General features: G+C 33.0%; 14 protein-coding genes and 1 pseudogene. 12 read left to right on the top strand and 3 right to left on the bottom strand.

What is annotated here, in order from left to right; genetic code table 11:
- From AB8U03_RS08060 to AB8U03_RS08050, 3 genes and pseudogenes are all read left to right on the top strand, one after another.
- A pseudogene (locus AB8U03_RS08060) lies at nucleotides 1-132 on the top strand (helix-turn-helix transcriptional regulator); the annotation flags it as partial.
- Nucleotides 133-259: 127 nt separating this feature from the next.
- Complete coding sequence (locus AB8U03_RS08055) at nucleotides 260-985, top strand: ABC transporter ATP-binding protein (protein ID WP_369704036.1); 726 nt, start codon at nucleotides 260-262, stop codon at nucleotides 983-985.
- Nucleotides 978-2639, top strand: a complete 1662-nt coding sequence (locus AB8U03_RS08050; RefSeq protein WP_369704035.1) for a putative ABC transporter permease subunit — start codon at nucleotides 978-980, stop codon at nucleotides 2637-2639. Before AB8U03_RS08055 ends, AB8U03_RS08050 begins: the two co-directional genes overlap by 8 nt.
- Before the next feature lie 50 nt (nucleotides 2640-2689).
- Here the strand turns inward: AB8U03_RS08050 and AB8U03_RS08045 are convergent, their stop codons facing one another.
- The 3 genes from AB8U03_RS08045 to AB8U03_RS08035 all read right to left on the bottom strand — a co-directional run bounded on the left by AB8U03_RS08045 (nucleotide 2690) and on the right by AB8U03_RS08035 (nucleotide 7955).
- Nucleotides 2690-3331, bottom strand: coding sequence for a hypothetical protein (locus AB8U03_RS08045; protein ID WP_369704034.1), 642 nt, complete (start codon nucleotides 3329-3331; stop codon nucleotides 2690-2692).
- A gap of 221 nt (nucleotides 3332-3552) precedes the next feature.
- Complete coding sequence (locus tag AB8U03_RS08040) at nucleotides 3553-4818, bottom strand: efflux RND transporter periplasmic adaptor subunit (protein ID WP_369704033.1); 1266 nt, start codon at nucleotides 4816-4818, stop codon at nucleotides 3553-3555.
- 2 nt (nucleotides 4819-4820) lie between these two features.
- Nucleotides 4821-7955: an efflux RND transporter permease subunit gene (locus tag AB8U03_RS08035; RefSeq protein ID WP_369704032.1), complete on the bottom strand. Its 3135-nt coding sequence runs from the start codon at nucleotides 7953-7955 to the stop codon at nucleotides 4821-4823.
- A 426-nt stretch (nucleotides 7956-8381) separates the two neighbouring features.
- Between AB8U03_RS08035 and AB8U03_RS08030 the strand changes: the two genes are divergently transcribed.
- The 9 genes from AB8U03_RS08030 (at nucleotide 8382) to AB8U03_RS07990 (ending at nucleotide 16726) form a co-directional block, all read left to right on the top strand.
- Nucleotides 8382-8507, top strand: a complete 126-nt coding sequence (locus AB8U03_RS08030; protein ID WP_369704031.1) for a CoA transferase — start codon at nucleotides 8382-8384, stop codon at nucleotides 8505-8507.
- Nucleotides 8508-9120: 613 nt separating this feature from the next.
- Complete coding sequence (locus AB8U03_RS08025) at nucleotides 9121-9324, top strand: indolepyruvate ferredoxin oxidoreductase subunit alpha (protein ID WP_369704030.1); 204 nt, start codon at nucleotides 9121-9123, stop codon at nucleotides 9322-9324.
- A gap of 2 nt (nucleotides 9325-9326) precedes the next feature.
- On the top strand, nucleotides 9327-10463 hold the full coding sequence (locus AB8U03_RS08020; protein ID WP_369704029.1) for a 2-oxoacid:acceptor oxidoreductase subunit alpha: 1137 nt from the start codon (nucleotides 9327-9329) through the stop codon (nucleotides 10461-10463).
- A 1-nt stretch (nucleotide 10464) separates the two neighbouring features.
- Nucleotides 10465-11280, top strand: coding sequence for a 2-oxoacid:ferredoxin oxidoreductase subunit beta (locus AB8U03_RS08015; RefSeq protein ID WP_369704028.1), 816 nt, complete (start codon nucleotides 10465-10467; stop codon nucleotides 11278-11280).
- A gap of 25 nt (nucleotides 11281-11305) precedes the next feature.
- Nucleotides 11306-11878 (top strand): 2-oxoacid:acceptor oxidoreductase family protein, encoded by a 573-nt coding sequence (locus AB8U03_RS08010; RefSeq protein WP_369704027.1) that lies wholly within the window; start codon nucleotides 11306-11308, stop codon nucleotides 11876-11878.
- 258 nt (nucleotides 11879-12136) lie between these two features.
- Nucleotides 12137-13591, top strand: a complete 1455-nt coding sequence (locus AB8U03_RS08005) for an NAD(P)/FAD-dependent oxidoreductase (RefSeq protein WP_369704026.1) — start codon at nucleotides 12137-12139, stop codon at nucleotides 13589-13591.
- Nucleotides 13591-14832 carry an NAD(P)/FAD-dependent oxidoreductase gene (locus tag AB8U03_RS08000; protein WP_369704025.1) on the top strand — a complete coding sequence of 414 codons (1242 nt, stop codon included), beginning with the start codon at nucleotides 13591-13593 and terminating at the stop codon, nucleotides 14830-14832. Before AB8U03_RS08005 ends, AB8U03_RS08000 begins: the two co-directional genes overlap by 1 nt.
- Nucleotides 14829-15191, top strand: a complete 363-nt coding sequence (locus tag AB8U03_RS07995; protein ID WP_369704024.1) for a DUF1667 domain-containing protein — start codon at nucleotides 14829-14831, stop codon at nucleotides 15189-15191. The genes AB8U03_RS08000 and AB8U03_RS07995 overlap by 4 nt, the downstream gene beginning before the upstream one ends.
- A 566-nt stretch (nucleotides 15192-15757) precedes the next feature.
- On the top strand, nucleotides 15758-16726 hold the full coding sequence (locus AB8U03_RS07990; protein WP_369704023.1) for a 2-keto-3-deoxygluconate permease: 969 nt from the start codon (nucleotides 15758-15760) through the stop codon (nucleotides 16724-16726).
- Nucleotides 16727-16802 lie beyond the last annotated feature (76 nt).

Here is a 16802-nt window from a genome sequence, read left to right as displayed (position 1 = left end):
TTGGTTGGTGTAAGGAGAGAAACAATAGTCCATTTAGAGAATGGCAGATACAACCCTTCGCTTAAACTGCCAATAGATATTGCAAAAGTATTTCATACAACAGTTGAAGAATTATTTGAATTTGAAGATTGACAGACAATGAGGAGCTCTTCAAAAAGTATTGCTGTGGATTATGGTATAATTAAAATGATTTAAATCGCAGCAATATAGTAAAAAATTGTGGATCATGATTTGGTAAATTTAGACGGGAGGAAAAGAGATGATTGAATTAACAAATGTAACTAAAAGTTACAGTAGTTCTTCAAAAGCAGTGGACAATATAAGTTTGGATATACCTGATGGAGAGATATTTGGATTTATTGGGCCCAATGGAGCAGGAAAAACTACTACCATAAAAATGATAACGGGTATAATAAAAGCAGATAATGGAGAAATAAAGGCAAATGGTATAGATATAAGTAAAAGTCCTTTAGATGCAAAACGTCAATTTGGATTTGTTCCAGATAGTCCTGATATGTTTTTAAGACTTAAAGGAATAGAATATCTGAATTTTATGGCAGACATATATGAAGTGAAAAGCGAAAAGAGAATGGAGCGAATAAAGTATTTATCTGATAAATTTGAGATATCAAGGGCGTTGGAAGATAAAATTGAAAGCTATTCTCATGGGATGAGGCAAAAAATAATAATTATAGGTGCGTTGATTCATAATCCAAGTATATGGATATTGGATGAGCCTATGACAGGGTTGGATCCAAAGTCATCATTTATTTTAAAGGAGATGATGAGAGAACACGCGGATGCTGGAAATACTGTGTTTTTTTCAACTCATGTACTGGAAGTGGCAGAAAAATTATGTGACAGACTGGCTATTATAAACAATGGAGTTATATTATTTTCTGGAACTTTCCAAAAGCTGAAAAATCAATTTAAAGAAGATGAGAGTTTGGAAAATATTTTTCTGGAGATGACCAGCCATGAATAAGTATTTAGTTTTAACCAGGGTCATGCTAAAAAATGGAAGCAATTCTGGAAATATTAAATCAAACAGTAAAATAAAAAAACTTATACTTTTCATAGTATTGATGTTGGCATTTTTGCCAACAGTAAAATTGTTTGCAGATTTTGTTTCAGGAGCCTATGATTATCTTTATAAAATAGGCCGGCAGGAATTAATTTTATCTGTGGGAATATCTTTTGCCAGTGTTTTTATATTCTTTTTTGCTATAGCATTTTCTCTAAATGTATTATATTTTTCAAAAGACATAGATATTTTCTTGCCTTTACCACTAAGACCCTGGGAAATTTTAGCTTCAAAAATTACATTGGTGATAATTTATGAATATATTACAGAGGCCTTTATATTATTGCCTGTTTTTTTTGTATATGGTTATAAAGATGGAGCAGGTGTATTGTATTTTATATACAGTATATTGATATTTTTAGTAGTCCCAATAATTCCTGTAGTAATAGCTTCAATTTTAAACATGATAATAATGAGTTTCACCAATATAGGAAGTCACAAGGATAAACTTAAGATATTGGGTGGAATCTTTGGAATGGCATTTGCGGTGGGATTAAATGTAGTCATTCAAAAGATGAACATAAATAATGGAAATTATAGAAACATGTTAAAAACCATCAGTGAGGGCAATAATTCTATTATGTCTTTTTCAGGCAGGCTTTTCCCGCATACAGATATAGCTGTAAATGCCCTTGCATATAGTAATAATTTAAAGGGTTTTATGGATTTGGTTCTATTTGTTATCTTAAATGCAGCAGTAGTTGTATTGTTTTTATTGATTGGAGAGAAGTTGTATTTTAAAGGTGCTGTAGGAGGAAGTGAAATTTCATCTAAAAACAGGGAAATAGATTATGCCAAAATGGATAGAAAAGTTTTGAAAAAATCTGCATTTAAAACTCTTTTATCTCAGGAAATGAAAATACTTTTTAGAACACCGGTGTATTTTATGAATTGCATCGTATCAAATTTTATACTTCCAATAATATTTATTATTCCATTTTTGATTCAGCCGAATTCTTTTCATAAATCATTTGGTGAAATGAATATTTCAATAAATGCAAATACAGCCCTGCTATTTAGTGTTATTTCAATAGCGGCTGGAATGATTTTGGGATCTATTAATTCTATAACTTCTACAGCTATATCCAGAGAGGGGAAAAATATATTCATAAAAAAATATATACCAGTATCCTATAAGACCCAAATTATGGCTAAGGTATTTTCAGGAGTTTTAGTTGGAAGTTTAACTACGATTATAATTTTAATAGTTTCAAAAATTTTTATTAATATCTCCGTTTATTTTTTGTGCATAGCCTTTGTAGTAAGCATTTTGGGGATCCTATTCACAGCTTTTACAGGAATATTAATTGATCTGAATTTTCCTAAACTGAATTGGGACAATGAAGTAAAGGCAGTAAAACAAAATTTCAATAGTTTTATAAATGTAATCATTGGTCTTGTAACTGCAGGATTGTTTTCATTTCCCATTATGGCTTTTAGGCAGAGCATAAGTGTAATTGCTATCTTTGAACTGGCTGTTATAATTATACTGGATTATATATTGTATAAAATCACAGTTGAAAAAGGTGCTTTGATATTCGAAAATATAGAATAAAGTTGCGAAGCATAAAATCTGCTGACATATTGTTTATGCCAGCAGATTTTTTAAACATTACTGTGGAGAAAAGCAGCAATTCTATTAGTAGGTATGTCTATCAAGGTACTTCCACTGCTATTTTCACAACGGGAATCAGATACTGAATTACAATTGTCAGCTGAGGAATAAGGATCACTGCAGGTATTTAAATCATTGCTGAAATTATTTCTTGCTTGATAAATTGGAGCTGCACCTACTTTGATTACAAGTCTTATAAAATAGTTATTTACACCTAGTAGTATTCCAGTAAAATTACATTTGCAGGGATCTCCTCCAGTTGTGCATACAGTCACCATCTCTCCTATATATTTTTTTAAGGTGTCTATAAAATTGGTGGTTCCTATACTATTGCATTTATTGGAATGATGCTTTCCATGGCTGCTATAAGATGAATTATTAACTTCAATGTAAGGAGTGTTTTCAGGTGGATTATTTAATGTGCTTTTTTCATTGTAAGATTCCTCTTGGTTTTCATTCACTTCATCTATGGAATTTACGTTTGGATAAACTGTGGTTTGCCATGAAGAGCCTTCTTCACTATTCTTTTCATCTATGTCTGTGAAATTAGAACTTGAAGGTGATTTTTCATCGGGAATGTAATAGCTTTCATCTTTGATACCCGAACGGTGTCTTCTGTGGTGTCTGCTCAATATACTCAACTCCTTTCTATAAATAATGAAAGATTGATTATTATACTTTAATTTATCTGGCTGCTATTTTAAATGCAAGTTACAGGATTTTAGTCCTAATTCATAATATGATATAATGTTAATTTGTGACATCAATTTTAAAATTTAAGTGAACATATAATCAAAAGGCATGAACTGATTAAAATAGTTCATGCCTTTTGATATCTGTATGTAGTTAGAATCTAATTTAAAATTTTAACTTTGTCTCCATCGTTTAAGAAAGTTAGACCTCCTAATACTACATTATCTCCTGGATTTATTTTTGAAGATAATACCTCAGTAATCTTATCATTTGAAAGGCCTGTGTTTATGGATATTTTTTTTATCTTATTATTTTTCACTGTAAATACATAAGAAACTCCATTCTCAACTTTTATAGCCTCATTAGGTACAACCACTATATCGTCCTTATTTTTATCAGGAAGTGATATTTTAGAAAACATACCTGGTTTTAAACTGCCATCTGAATTATTTATTTTTATTTTAACCAAATATTTTTCAGTCTTACTGTCTATACTGGAAGCTATATTATCTACAGTACCAGAAACCTTCTTATTCCCAGCTGAAGGGATGGTCATGCTTATAGATTGTCCTACTTTAATTTTTGAAAGCATATTATCCGGTACATTTACTTCTGCGATGATGGAACTTAAATCCAATACAGTTATAGAGGGCTGTGATGCGGAAGAAATTTCTCCCTCATGTATATTTACAGCAGATACAATTCCGGAAATAGGGGATTTAATTATAGTATCATCAATTTGGGATTGAATTGATTTAGTACCAGCTTCAGCTTGATTTACCTGAGCCTGTGCAACTTCAACTGATTCAGGGCCAACTTTTTGCTGAATTAGATTTAAATTTTGCTGCGCTGCAGATAGTGCAGCAGATGTAGTATTCAATTTCGTACTGGCATTATCCAAATCCTGTTTTGCCACAGCTCCGGCAGAGTACAAACTTTGAGTTCTATCGTAAGTAGTTTTAGCATCATTATAATTTATTTGTGCAGTTTCCAATGATTGCTGAGCCTGCAGCACTTGTTGGTCAACTCCAGAACTCTTGGTTTTATCTAAATTGGCGTTAGCTGAATCCACACTTGCCTGTTGTTGTTCCAATTGAGCTTGTAATGAACTTGAATCAAGAGTAAATAGTATATCGCCGCTTTTCACTGAACTGCCAACTTTTACATTTAAACTTTCAACTTTGCCAGGTGATTTAGGAGATAGAGAAACCTCATTATCAACGTTTAATTCTCCAGAGTAATCCACAGTTGTAGATAGTGAACTCAGTTCTGCTTTAATTACTTTTACATTTTTAATTTGATTTTGAGATTCCGTTTTTTTGTTTTTAATTATATTGTGGACTATGGCAAATACCATTAATGCTGCTAATATAAACAATACTATTTTCCATATGATTTTTTTGGATTTCAAAATATTAGGCTTCATTACTATACCTCCTGAATTTCTACATGTTTTTTCTTCTTTTTAAATATGCGTTTTTTTAAGTCATCCATTAATGTATAAACTATAGGTAATATTATAGGGGTAAAAATGGTAGAAGCGATCATACCTCCAATAACTATAACGGACATACTTGATTTTAATTCACTTCCTTCACCTATAGAAAGAGCAGAAGGCAGCATACCTACAATCATAGTTGCAGAAGTCATTATAATAGGTCTTAATCTTTTCTCACCGGATTCAATTAAAGCTTCTTTTAAATTTTTTCCACGTTTCATAAGTGTATTTGTGTAGTCAATTAAAAGAGTACCATTTTTAGATGCTAGTCCATCAAGCATTATAAGTCCTATCATGGACATCATATTTAAGGTTTTACCGGTGATAGCCAATATACCAAGGGCTCCAATTAAAGCACAAGGTAAAGATATCATTCTTATAAATGGGGTGAGGAATGATTCATAAAGTACAACAAGTATCATATAAATAAGAATTAGTGAAATAATTAGGGCCTCTATAAGAGAAGTAAAATTATCTGCCATATTCTGTTGATCACCGCCAAATTTAATTTCATATCCGTCGGGAACAGAAAATGATTTTAATTTCTGGGTTATGTCCTTATTTACAACACCTAATGATCTACCTTGAATGTTTGCAGAAACAGTAGATATATCCTGTCTGTCCTCTCTTGATATAGATTGAGGGCTGTCCGCTTTTACTATAGTGGCCACTTCACTTATAGGAATGGATTCCCCTGATTGATTAACAACATTTATGGAGCCTATATCTGCAGGAGTTTTTATATCCCCATCTTCAAATTTTACTGTTATGTCATAGTCATCACTATTTGTCCTATACACTCCGGCAGAGGATCCCTGAATGGCTGTTCTAAGTACTGAAGATATATCTGATGTAGATACGCCATAATTAGAAGCTGCTAATCTGTCTATTTGAACCCGCAGTTCACTTTCACTGGCATTGGAGGAATTATTAACATCTATAATTCCAGGAATATTTTTAACTATGCCTTCTACTTTGTCAGAGATTTCCCTTACTGTATCGGTGTCATCACCTAATACCTGTATGGATATAGGTTTGCTGCTTCCGCTTCCAATTTGAGACTCAGTTACGGAAAAATCTGTTCCAGTGAGAGAGGAATTTCCCCAGTCTCGAACTTGTTTTGCTATTTGAGATTGAGATTTTTTCCTTTCATTTTTAGGGTGAAGTTCCACATATATGCTTGCAGAATTTGAATTACCTCCCATGAGGCTGTTGCTGTCGGAACCAACTGTGGAATAATAAGTGCCTATTTCAGGTACTTTATGTAAATATCCTTCTACTTGCTTAACCGTTTTGTCCATTTGATTTAAAGTTGAACCAGAATCAAAGGTCATGTTTATGGTAAAGGTGCTTTGATCTGTGTTAGGTATAAGCTCTGTACCGATAGCTCCTGCAGGTATCAGGAGAATAACAGCTATCAGTCCAACTATACTGAGAGATAATACTCTTTTCCTATGGTCTAGAGACCATATCAAAGCTTTTTTATAGACAACTGTTACATTATCTATTGAGCTTGAAATCGCATTAAAGGCTGTATATAATTTGGTAGCCTTTATCTTATCTAGTTTTCCAGAAGATTTTTTAGGCCCATCATTGACCTTGCTGAACAATCTGGATGCCAGCATAGGGGTTATTGTAAAGGATACGAATAGAGAAAACAGCGAGGCAACAGCGATGGTAAGTCCAAATTCCTTGAAAAATTTTCCCGCCATACCTGATATAAATGCAACAGGAGCATATACAACCACATCACAGAGAGTTATTGCAATAGCCGCAAGTCCTATTTCCATACGGCCATCTATAGCAGCAGATTTTGGATCTTTTTTCATGGCTAAATGACGCTGTATATTATCCAGTACAACAATTGAGTCATCTACTAAAATACCTATGCAAAGAGATAATGCCATAAGAGACATCATGTTCATGGTAAATTTCATAACATACATCATGAAAAAAGTGGAGATGAGGGAGGTCGGAATTGCTATAAGTACTATAAGCGAAGATTTCCAGCTCCTTAAAAATATTAATAAAACTATGGCAGTTGTTATTATGCCTTCTATTAAAGTATGTTTTATCTGAGAAAGAGATGAATTTATAAATGTAGTACTGTCATATGCAGTTTCCAGTTTAATGCCACTTGGAAGCCGAGTCTTGATCTTGTTAAGCTCTGCTTTTATATTGTTTACAGCTTCAACTACATTTGCATCGCTTTGTTTTTGCACACTTATTGCTATGGTGCTTTTCCCGTTTATTCTTATATGTTCATTTTCTGTAGGATACTCTAAATTAACATCTGCTATGTCAGATAGGCGGACTGTACTGCCATTTGAAGTTGGTATTAATAAATTTTTAACTTCATCTATATTTTCAAATTCACCCATAACTCTTACAGATTCATTTAAATTTTCCTGTTTTATTTGTCCGGCTGGGAGATTTATGTTATCCGATTGTAATTTTGAAATCAGCGTATTCACGTTTACACCATAGAATTCCAGGGCAGATTTATTTAATTTTAGTATAAGTTGTTTTTTTTGTATTCCTTCAAGGGTCACATTTCCTACCCCTTGAACTTTTTCGAGAGATTGAGTTATATTATTTGCTTCATTATACAATTCATCATAGGACATATTTCCTGATATTGACAGCATTAGAACAGACATGGAGTTCGTATCTATTTTAAATAGGACAGGTTTATCAGCGTTTTTAGGAAGTTGAGCCTGGGCATTGTCTACGGCTTTTTGCACATCTAAAAAAGCTGTATTCATATTTGCACTCATTTTAAATGTTAAAACAGTTTGTCCTACACCTTCTTTAGCTGTAGATTGAATTTTATCAATGCCACTTATGCCAGATACAGCATTTTCAATGGGTTTTACCACATCTTTTTTGATATCTTCAGAACTGGCACCGGAATAGGTAGTAGATATGGAAATTATAGGTATATCCATAGATGGCATAAGATCTGCTCCAATATGGGTATAGCCAAATATGCCAAGACCTAATAAAAAAAGTATCACCATAGTTATAGCAGCGGGTTTTTTTACAGATAATTCTGTTAAATTCATTTTTGCCTCCTTTATGTAGTTATTTTTACTTTCATAATTTTTAAAATCGTAGCCTAATGGAGATAGTATAATAGTTATTATATTATGGCAAAACAGGGATGATAAAAATTTACAATATTACATAACTTAAATTATATATATATAGATATAAAAATTCAAGAATTGATAACAAATTTCATATTATATTAATAATCATATTTGAGATTTAAATATAATCTTAAATGCGGATTTAAAAAGTGAAGGAATAGCAATCATATTTTGCATAGTACAGTGCAATTTTGACACTAAACTTGTATTTTTTTAATGAAAATAGTTGAAGAATTAAGAACTATATGATAGAATATATTTAAACAAATGGAAACCATTTTTATAGAATGAAAATGCTTTTGTTGGGTGATGTAATTATATCAGCTTTAGAAGGCAAATATGTCTACAGTAATTGCTGCACTATTTGCTTCCGGCCTGATAGCAGGTTTCAGGGCAGATGTAATTAAGATTGAGGCACCGGAAAAGAGAGATACTTTTAGAAAATTTGGGTCTTATTATAAGTGAGAAAGTATTCGCTGGACAATTTTAGGCAGAAATAAAAGATGGTAAATGGGTTGTATTGGTTTACAGCACAGATAGAGCATTTGACTAATGCAATGAATAGTATCTAAATTTAGTGATACTCCAGGTGAAGTAAAATAAATAGGTCCGGAATTAGGAGCCCATAATGAGGAAATATATAAGGGATCGCTGGGATTAAATAAGGAAGAAATTAAAAACTTAAAAAATGAAAAGATAATATAATATTATGATTGTTTTAAAATTTTGCTGCAGGAGTAATCGTTTTTAACTAATCTCTAAATTTTTAATAACTTAAAACTGTTTTTGTGCATACCAAATTGCCCATCGAAAGTATGAAAATTTTCTCAATAAAGAAGTTGAAAATTCAAAAGCAATGTGATATACTAAATTTGACATTAGTGAAAGCTATTTTCACCTGATGGAAATAAAATATAAATTGCAAATAAAATTGTTTTCTTGAAATTCAGAAAACTTGTTGAAAGTAAAATAGAGTTAGAGAATAAACCCATTACGGAATTATATATTTTCTTAAAGGATATATGAAAAAACAAAAATAATTTAAATAATGTAAATTGGAAAAGAGGTAGTATTTAAATTGATTAGTGTTAAGAATGGTGTGCATTTGGTGGTGGAAAAAAACTGGTGTAAAGGCTGTGGAATATGTGTGGAATTTTGTCCTAAAAATGTACTAGCTTTAAAAAATGGAAAAGTTTCAATTGTAGATGAAGATAAATGTATAAAATGTGGTCTATGCGAATTGCGCTGTCCGGATTATGCAATCTCTTTAGGAGGTAAATAAAGATGGGAAACAATATTAAACTATTACAGGGAAATGAAGCTTGTGTGGAAGGTGCTATTGCAGCAGGAATGAGATTTTATTCAGGATACCCTATAACTCCATCAACGGAGATAGCAGAACTTTCATCCAAAAGATTACCTATGGTAGGTGGAAAATTTATTCAAACAGAAGATGAAATCGCAGGTATGGCTGCAGCTATAGGAGCATCACTTACAGGAGTAAAATCTATGACAGCTACAAGCGGACCTGGATTTTCACTAAAACAAGAAAATATCGGTTATGCAGCAATGGCTGAAGTGCCTTGTGTAGTTGTAGATGTACAAAGACATGGTCCAAGTACAGGGCTTCCTACATCACCATCACAAGGAGATGTAATGCAGGCAAGGTGGGGTACTCATGGAGATCATCCCGTGATAGCAATATCTCCTTCCTCCGTTAAAGAAGTTTTTGATTTAACTGTTAGAGCTTTTAACCTTTCGGAAAAATATAGAACACCTGTTATATTGTTAATGGATGAGATTGTGGCCCATATGAGAGAGGGAATTGAAATTCCTAAAGCAGAAGACTTGCAAATCATCAATCGTAAAAAACCTGACATGGGAGATGAAAATTATTTGCCATATCAGGTTAAAGAGGGAGAATATGTTCCTCCTATGGCAGCATTCGGTGAAGGATTTAGGTTTAATGTTACAGGACTTGTACACACTGAATCAGGATTTACAACAAATAGTACTGAAGTAGCTGATGTTCTTTGCAGCAGGCTTTTAAGGAAGATTGAAGATAATATAGATGATATCGTAACTTATGATGAATTGTATATGGAAGATGCGGAAACTATAGTAATTGCCTATGGAGGAACGGCAAGAAGTGCCAAAAGTGCAGTAAAGCAGGCGAGAAAAGCCGGCTTAAAAGTTGGTATGTTTAGGCCGATAACCATCTGGCCTTTTCCAGAAAAGCAGATTAAAGAACTTGCAAAACAAGCCAAAAATGTAATTGTGGCAGAACTTAATCATGGACAATTAGTTTTAGAAATTGAGAGAGTGATAAAGGATGAATCAAATATTTTCCAGGTAGGAAAAATAAATGGTGAAGTTATTACCCCCCAGGAAATATTATCTAAAATTAAGGAGGTAATTTAAAATGGCTAGTGCATTGGTTGAAAATTATTTGAGAATGGAAAATTTGCCACATATATGGTGTCCGGGATGTGGACATGGAATATTGATGAGAGCTATTATACAGGCTATAGATAATTTAAAACTAGATAAAGACAAAGTATGTATTGTGTCCGGCATAGGTTGTTCGTCAAGGGCTGTTGGATATATGGATTTTAACACTCTCCATACTACGCATGGTAGGGCAATAGCTTTTGCAACTGGAGTAAAATTGGCTAATCCTGAATTAGAGGTTATTGTAATTTCAGGAGATGGTGATGCAACAGCTATTGGGGGTAATCACTTAATTCATGCAGCTAGAAGGAATATTAATATTACAACAGTTATTTTTAATAATAATATTTACGGAATGACAGGCGGACAGTATTCTCCAACTACACCAAAGGGAGATAAGGGAACTACGGCACCCTATGGTACGGTTGACAGGGCTTTTGATGTTCCAAAGCTTGCTGTAGGTGCGGGAGCTACTTATGTGGCTAGAGGTACTGCTTATCATGCAAAACAATTAATTACGCTTATTCAAAGGGGTATCCAGAATAAAGGATTTTCTCTGATAGAAGGTGTTAGCGTATGTCCTACTTATTATGGAAGAAAAAATAAAAAAGGTTCTGCTGTAAACATGATGAAATGGCAAAGGGATAATGCCGTTAGTATTAAGACTGCAAAGACGCTTTCACCAGAAGAACTGAAGGGAAAATTTTTAATAGGTGAATTTAAAAACACCACAGAACCAGAATATACTGAAGAATATCAAAAAATAGTGGATAGATTCATAAAATAAGTAAATTGTAAAGGAGAAATAAATTATGAATAATCAATTGGAATTGAGATTAACAGGTTCAGGAGGACAAGGACTTATTTTAGGCGGAGTTATTTTGGCAGAAGCGGCAATAATGGAAGGTAAAAATGTTATTCAATCACAATCATATGGACCAGAAGCTAGAGGAGGTTCAAGTAAAGCTGAGGTAATAATAAGCGATGAGGAAATTGATTTCCCAAAGGTTTTAAGAACAAATTTATTATTGACTTTGACTCAAAAATCATGTAATAAATATATTGGTTCACTTGGCAAAGATGGAATATTGCTCATAGACTCGTCGGTAATAGTTCCAAGTACTAATAAAGCTGAGAGGGTTATTAAAGTTCCTATATTGGAAACTGCAAATAAAGTAATAGGCAAATCAATGGTAGCTAATATCATTGCCATTGGAGCTATTAATGGCATCTTGCATATTGCTTCAAAAGAATTTCTTGAAACTGCTGTTTTAAATAGAGTTCCAAAAGGAACGGAAGAGTTAAATAAACGTGCTTTAGAGGCAGGATATAAACTAGTTGAAAATTGTGATGCTCTGAAAGAAAAATGTCAGCTGGTAGGATAGATTTTAAATTGGGAATCCATAGTTTTTAATATTAATATTTTTAGTCATTTATGATATTTAATTAAATTTCATAGATGACTAAATTTTAGCACATTTAATTAATTAAATATTAAAAAACTGGTTGAAAAATTAAGAGTCAAGTGGTATATTGTAAACGTAATGAAATCGATTTTTATAGTATGGAAATTTGAAAATACAATTAGTTTTATTTGAATAATTGGGAGTACTTCTAAAACATTAATAAGATGAGGTGAAATTATGAAAGACAAATATGATGTAGTGGTAATCGGTGCTGGAGTAGTAGGCAGTGCTGTAGCCAGAGAACTTTCACGTTATAAACTCAAAGTAGCTGTTTTGGAAAAAGAAATGGATGTAGTTTGTGAAACAAGCGGTAGAAATAGTGGTGTTATTCATGCCGGATTTAACAGTAAACCAGGTACATTGATGGCAAAATATTGTGTAGAAGGATGTCTTGGATTTGATAAAGTTGCAGAAGAATTGGATATCCCATTTAAAAGGACAGGTAAGTTGGTAGTAGGATTTACAAAAGATGATATAGAGGGACTGGAAGAATTAAAATCAAAAGGTGAAAAAAATGGAGTGCCTGGACTGAGAATAATATCAGAAAAGGAAATAACAGAAAAACAGCCTTATGTAAAGGGCAAAGCAGCTTTATTTTCACCAATGACAGGTATAGTAAATCCTATAGTATATACAATAGCACTGGCAGAAAATGCATGTCAAAATGGAGTGGAATTTTTTCTGGAAAGAGAAGTAAAGGGAATTAAAAGAATAGAAGATCATTATGAGATATCCACTAATAATGAAACTTTTAAAACTAAATGGGTCATAAATAGTGCAGGATTAAATTCTGATAAAATCGCTGAGATGGTTGGAATAGAGGATTATAAAATATACCCATGTAGAGGCGAATATTTTATACTTGATAAAAATTTTAGTAAATATTTAACCATGCCTTCATATCCAGTACCAAACAAAAAAGAAGGCGGATTAGGCATTCATCTTACTCCTTCTGTAGATGGAAATGTTCTTATAGGACCAAGTGCAGTGTATATAGACGAAAAGGACAATTACTCAGCTACTCAAAAAGTAATGGATATGCTTATAGAAGGTGGTAAAAAAATGCTGCCTCAATTGGCAAGAAAATATTTTATAAGAAACTTTTCAGGAATAAGACCTAAGTTAGTAAGTAAGGAAAAAGGAGGCTATGCAGATTTTGTAATTGGAGAGAGAGAAGGAATACCAAATGTAATCAATTTAATAGGAATAGAATCTCCGGGACTTACAAGTGCACTTCCTATAGCAAGAGATGTAGTTAAAATCATAGACAAAAAGGAAATTTTACAGGAAAATGAGAAATTTAATCCGATAAGAAAAGGAATATTGAAGTTTAATGAGCAGTCAGATGAAAAACAAGCTGAACTCATAAAACAGGATCCGGATTATGGTGAGATATTTTGCAGGTGTGAAACAGTTACAAAACATGAAATATTAGAAGCAATACATAATCCACTGGGAGTTAAGACATTGACTGGAATTAAAAATAGAACTAGAGCAATGATGGGAAGATGCCAGGGAGGATATTGCCAGACAAGAATTGTGAAACTTCTAATGAAGGAATATAATCTAGAGCCAGAAGAAGTAAGATATTCAAGAAAGAACGGATATCTTTTTGAAGGGAGGGTTAGGTAATGACAGTAATACAAAAAGATGTAATTATTATAGGTGGTGGCCCTGCAGGACTTGCTGCAGCTATAAAATTAAAGGAACAGGGAATAGATGATATTCTCATACTGGAAAGGGAAAAAGCCCCAGGCGGAATACTTAAGCAATGTATACATGATGGATTTGGACTTCTAAAGTTTAAGGAAGCATTGAGTGGACCTGAATATGCAGATAAATTCATCCAAAAGGCAAAAGCAGAAAATGTGGAAATAGAAACTGAAGCTACAGTTATAGGACTTACAAAAGACAAAGAAGTCACAGCGGCAACAAGAAACGGATTAAAAAAATATAAAGCAAAAGCTGTCATATTATCAATGGGATGTAGAGAGAGGACAAGAGGAGCTATAAGTATACCAGGCACAAGGCCTGCAGGTATTTTTACAGCAGGTGTTGCTCAATCCTATATAAATTTAAATAATCTCATGATTGGAAAAAATATTATCATTCTTGGGTCAGGCGATATAGGTCTCATAATGGCCAGAAGACTTACACTGGAAGGGGCCCATGTCATTGCAGTATTTGAAAAGCTCCCTTATCCAAGTGGCCTCCCTAGAAATATACAGCAATGCTTAAATGACTATAATATTCCTCTTTATTTAAGCCATACTGCTACTAATATCATTGGTAAGGATAGAATTGAGGAAGTTGAAATTAGTGAACTGGACAAAAATGGACAGCCTATAAAAGGCACAGAAAAAAATTATAAGTGTGATGCCTTAGTTTTATCTGTTGGACTCATACCTGAAAATGAATTGTCGCTGCAGGCAGGTGTGGAACTTGACGGCAGGAGCAATGGAGCCTTGGTTGATGAAAATTTACAGACTGATGTAGATGGAATATATTCCGCTGGAAATGTTTTGCATGTACATGATTTGGTGGATTATGTATCAATGGAAGGTGAAAAAGCTGCTGAATCAGTTGTAAGACAGCTTAAGGGCCATGATGCAAAGAAAAGTGAAATAAATATAAGCACTGATAGGACAATAGGCAACATAATACCCAATAGAATAAGTGGAACTGAAGATGTAGAATTGGCCTTAAGAGTAAGTAGACCAGCAAGAGATAAGGTCATAAAAGTTTTGCAGGGCGAGAGAGTTATAAAAGCAGCCAAATTAAAAAAACTTAATCCTGCAGAAATGATACATCTAAAGGTTAAAAAAGATGATATTAGATTAAAAGAAGATATTAAGGTGGTGGTAGAAGTATGAAGAAAGATTTTACATGTATAGTTTGTCCTAATGGTTGTGATATTACAATTGAATATGATGGCAAGCAAATTACCAGCATTAATGGAGCAACCTGTAAAAGGGGAGAAAAATACGTAAAACAGGAGATACAGGATCCCAAGAGAACTATTGCTACTCTGGTAAAGGTTAAAAATGGCAAGGAACCTTTGGTAAGTGTCAGAACGAAAGAACCAATACCCAAAAATAAAATATTTGATGTGGTAAATGAAATAAAGAAAATAAAATTAGAAGCACCTGTAGAAATACATCAAATTGTCAGAAAAAATATTTTAGAACTTGGTTCTGATGTTATAGCAACCAAAAGTGTAGAGAAATTATAATAGATGCTGAAAATATGAAAGTGTAAGCTGCTCTTTACTCCCAGCTGGCAGTTGGAGAGTTCAAATCTGTAAAGTGCTGCTGTTCATTGTTTCATCCTGAAAAAAGGAAGAAAAGATGGGAGTATTAGGGTAGATACACATTGTTAATTATGAACTTAATGTATTCTTTGATTATTTGCATAATATTTTTTAAAATATTTCATAAAAACGATTACACAGGCATCTTTGATTTTTAGGATACAAGTAATAAATTAAAAATAAAAACTCGTGTTCAGGTTGTTGTATATAATGTAGTTTTCTTGAGAATTTTCTCAATATACGGAACTATAGTGCTTGTGATGTTTTATCATGCATTAAAGATAAATTTAGTTTATATATTTGTATATTTGTATTAAAATAGTGATTATGATAGCTTCTTAGGGAATATATATTTTGGGTGACTTAATATGTTTAGTTAAATAAAGCCTTAAAATGCATTCTAGTATTAGTAAGGTTTCATAAAGCTCCAATTAAATAATTTTAACAATTTGAAATAAAGTATATAATTAAAAGGGGGAAATCTCATAATGCGGATATTAAAAACAATGAAAAAGGTACCTGGGGGAATGATTGTAGTACCACTTATTTTAGGTGCCATAATAAATACATTTTTTCCAAATGGACTAAAAATAGGTGGATTTACTACAGCTTTATTTAAAAATGGTTCATCTTGTTTGATAGCTCTTTTTATACTATGTTCTTCTGCTAAAATCGATATACATAAATTAGGGACTCCCATATATAAAGGTCTAATATTGACAATTCCTAAAATATTAATAGGTGGAATTTTAGGATGGATTGTGGGAAAGACATTTGGACTTCCAGGTGTATTGGGGCTGTCACCTCTTGCAATAATTCCGGCAGTAGCAAATTCCAATGGAGGAATGTATGGAGCAATGGCAGCTCAATATGGAAATGATACAGATGAAGGGGCAATATCATTAGTGGCATTAAATGTTGGACCGTTTGTTACCATGATTTTCATGGGAGTAGGTGGGTTGGCAGACTTTCCGATATATTCATTTATAGCTATTCTTGTTCCAGTTGCAATTGGAATATTTTTAGGAAATGCAGATGAGGATATGAGAAAATTCTTAAGCAGTGGTTCAGGATTGCTAATTCCCTTCTTTGGTTTTGCTCTTGGAACAGGAATTAATCTTGCAAATGTCATTAATGCAGGTATCTCCGGAGTCGCATTGGGGTTATTTACATTTGTGGTAACTGGTTTTGTAACATATGCTTTATATGGCTTATTTCCTGGGAGCAATAGGGCTCTTGGTTTTGGAGTGGCAAATACGGCAGGAACCTCAATGGTTGTACCTGGACTTGTAGCGGAAGTTGATAAAACTCTAGTGCCATATGTAGCTACAGCAACCACTCAGATTGCAGCATCAGTGATAGTATGTGCAATTTTATGTCCTTTAATGGTGGGATATCTTGATAAAAAGTGGCGGCAGTCTAATAAAACATCGGTGAAGCAAGAAAGCTTAGTATAAAAAAACAGTATTTGTCTGTGGAGCTGTTTAGAGGTTGGGTATGTAATTTATATTTTAACTTTGTAACAAAAAGTTT

Origin of the sequence: Clostridium moutaii, assembly GCF_041205085.1 — a bacterium.
GTDB classification, from domain to species: domain Bacteria; phylum Bacillota; class Clostridia; order Clostridiales; family Clostridiaceae; genus Clostridium_B; species Clostridium_B moutaii.
The sequence above is the reverse complement of the archived record's forward strand: the minus strand, read 5'-3'. Positions and strand labels throughout refer to the sequence as shown.

What these genes read in the sequence shown, in the direction of transcription:
- AB8U03_RS08055 (WP_369704036.1), top strand. Translation starts at nt 260, where the DNA reads ATGATTGAATTAACAAATGTAACTAAAAGTTACAGTAGTTCTTCAAAA.
- AB8U03_RS08050 (WP_369704035.1), top strand. Translation starts at nt 978, where the DNA reads ATGAATAAGTATTTAGTTTTAACCAGGGTCATGCTAAAAAATGGAAGC.
- AB8U03_RS08040 (WP_369704033.1), bottom strand. Translation starts at nt 4,818, where the DNA reads ATGAAGCCTAATATTTTGAAATCCAAAAAAATCATATGGAAAATAGTA.
- AB8U03_RS08035 (WP_369704032.1), bottom strand. Translation starts at nt 7,955, where the DNA reads ATGAATTTAACAGAATTATCTGTAAAAAAACCCGCTGCTATAACTATG.
- AB8U03_RS08030 (WP_369704031.1), top strand. Translation starts at nt 8,382, where the DNA reads ATGTCTACAGTAATTGCTGCACTATTTGCTTCCGGCCTGATAGCAGGT.
- AB8U03_RS08020 (WP_369704029.1), top strand. Translation starts at nt 9,327, where the DNA reads ATGGGAAACAATATTAAACTATTACAGGGAAATGAAGCTTGTGTGGAA.
- AB8U03_RS08015 (WP_369704028.1), top strand. Translation starts at nt 10,465, where the DNA reads ATGGCTAGTGCATTGGTTGAAAATTATTTGAGAATGGAAAATTTGCCA.
- AB8U03_RS08010 (WP_369704027.1), top strand. Translation starts at nt 11,306, where the DNA reads ATGAATAATCAATTGGAATTGAGATTAACAGGTTCAGGAGGACAAGGA.
- AB8U03_RS08005 (WP_369704026.1), top strand. Translation starts at nt 12,137, where the DNA reads ATGAAAGACAAATATGATGTAGTGGTAATCGGTGCTGGAGTAGTAGGC.
- AB8U03_RS08000 (WP_369704025.1), top strand. Translation starts at nt 13,591, where the DNA reads ATGACAGTAATACAAAAAGATGTAATTATTATAGGTGGTGGCCCTGCA.
- AB8U03_RS07995 (WP_369704024.1), top strand. Translation starts at nt 14,829, where the DNA reads ATGAAGAAAGATTTTACATGTATAGTTTGTCCTAATGGTTGTGATATT.
- AB8U03_RS07990 (WP_369704023.1), top strand. Translation starts at nt 15,758, where the DNA reads ATGCGGATATTAAAAACAATGAAAAAGGTACCTGGGGGAATGATTGTA.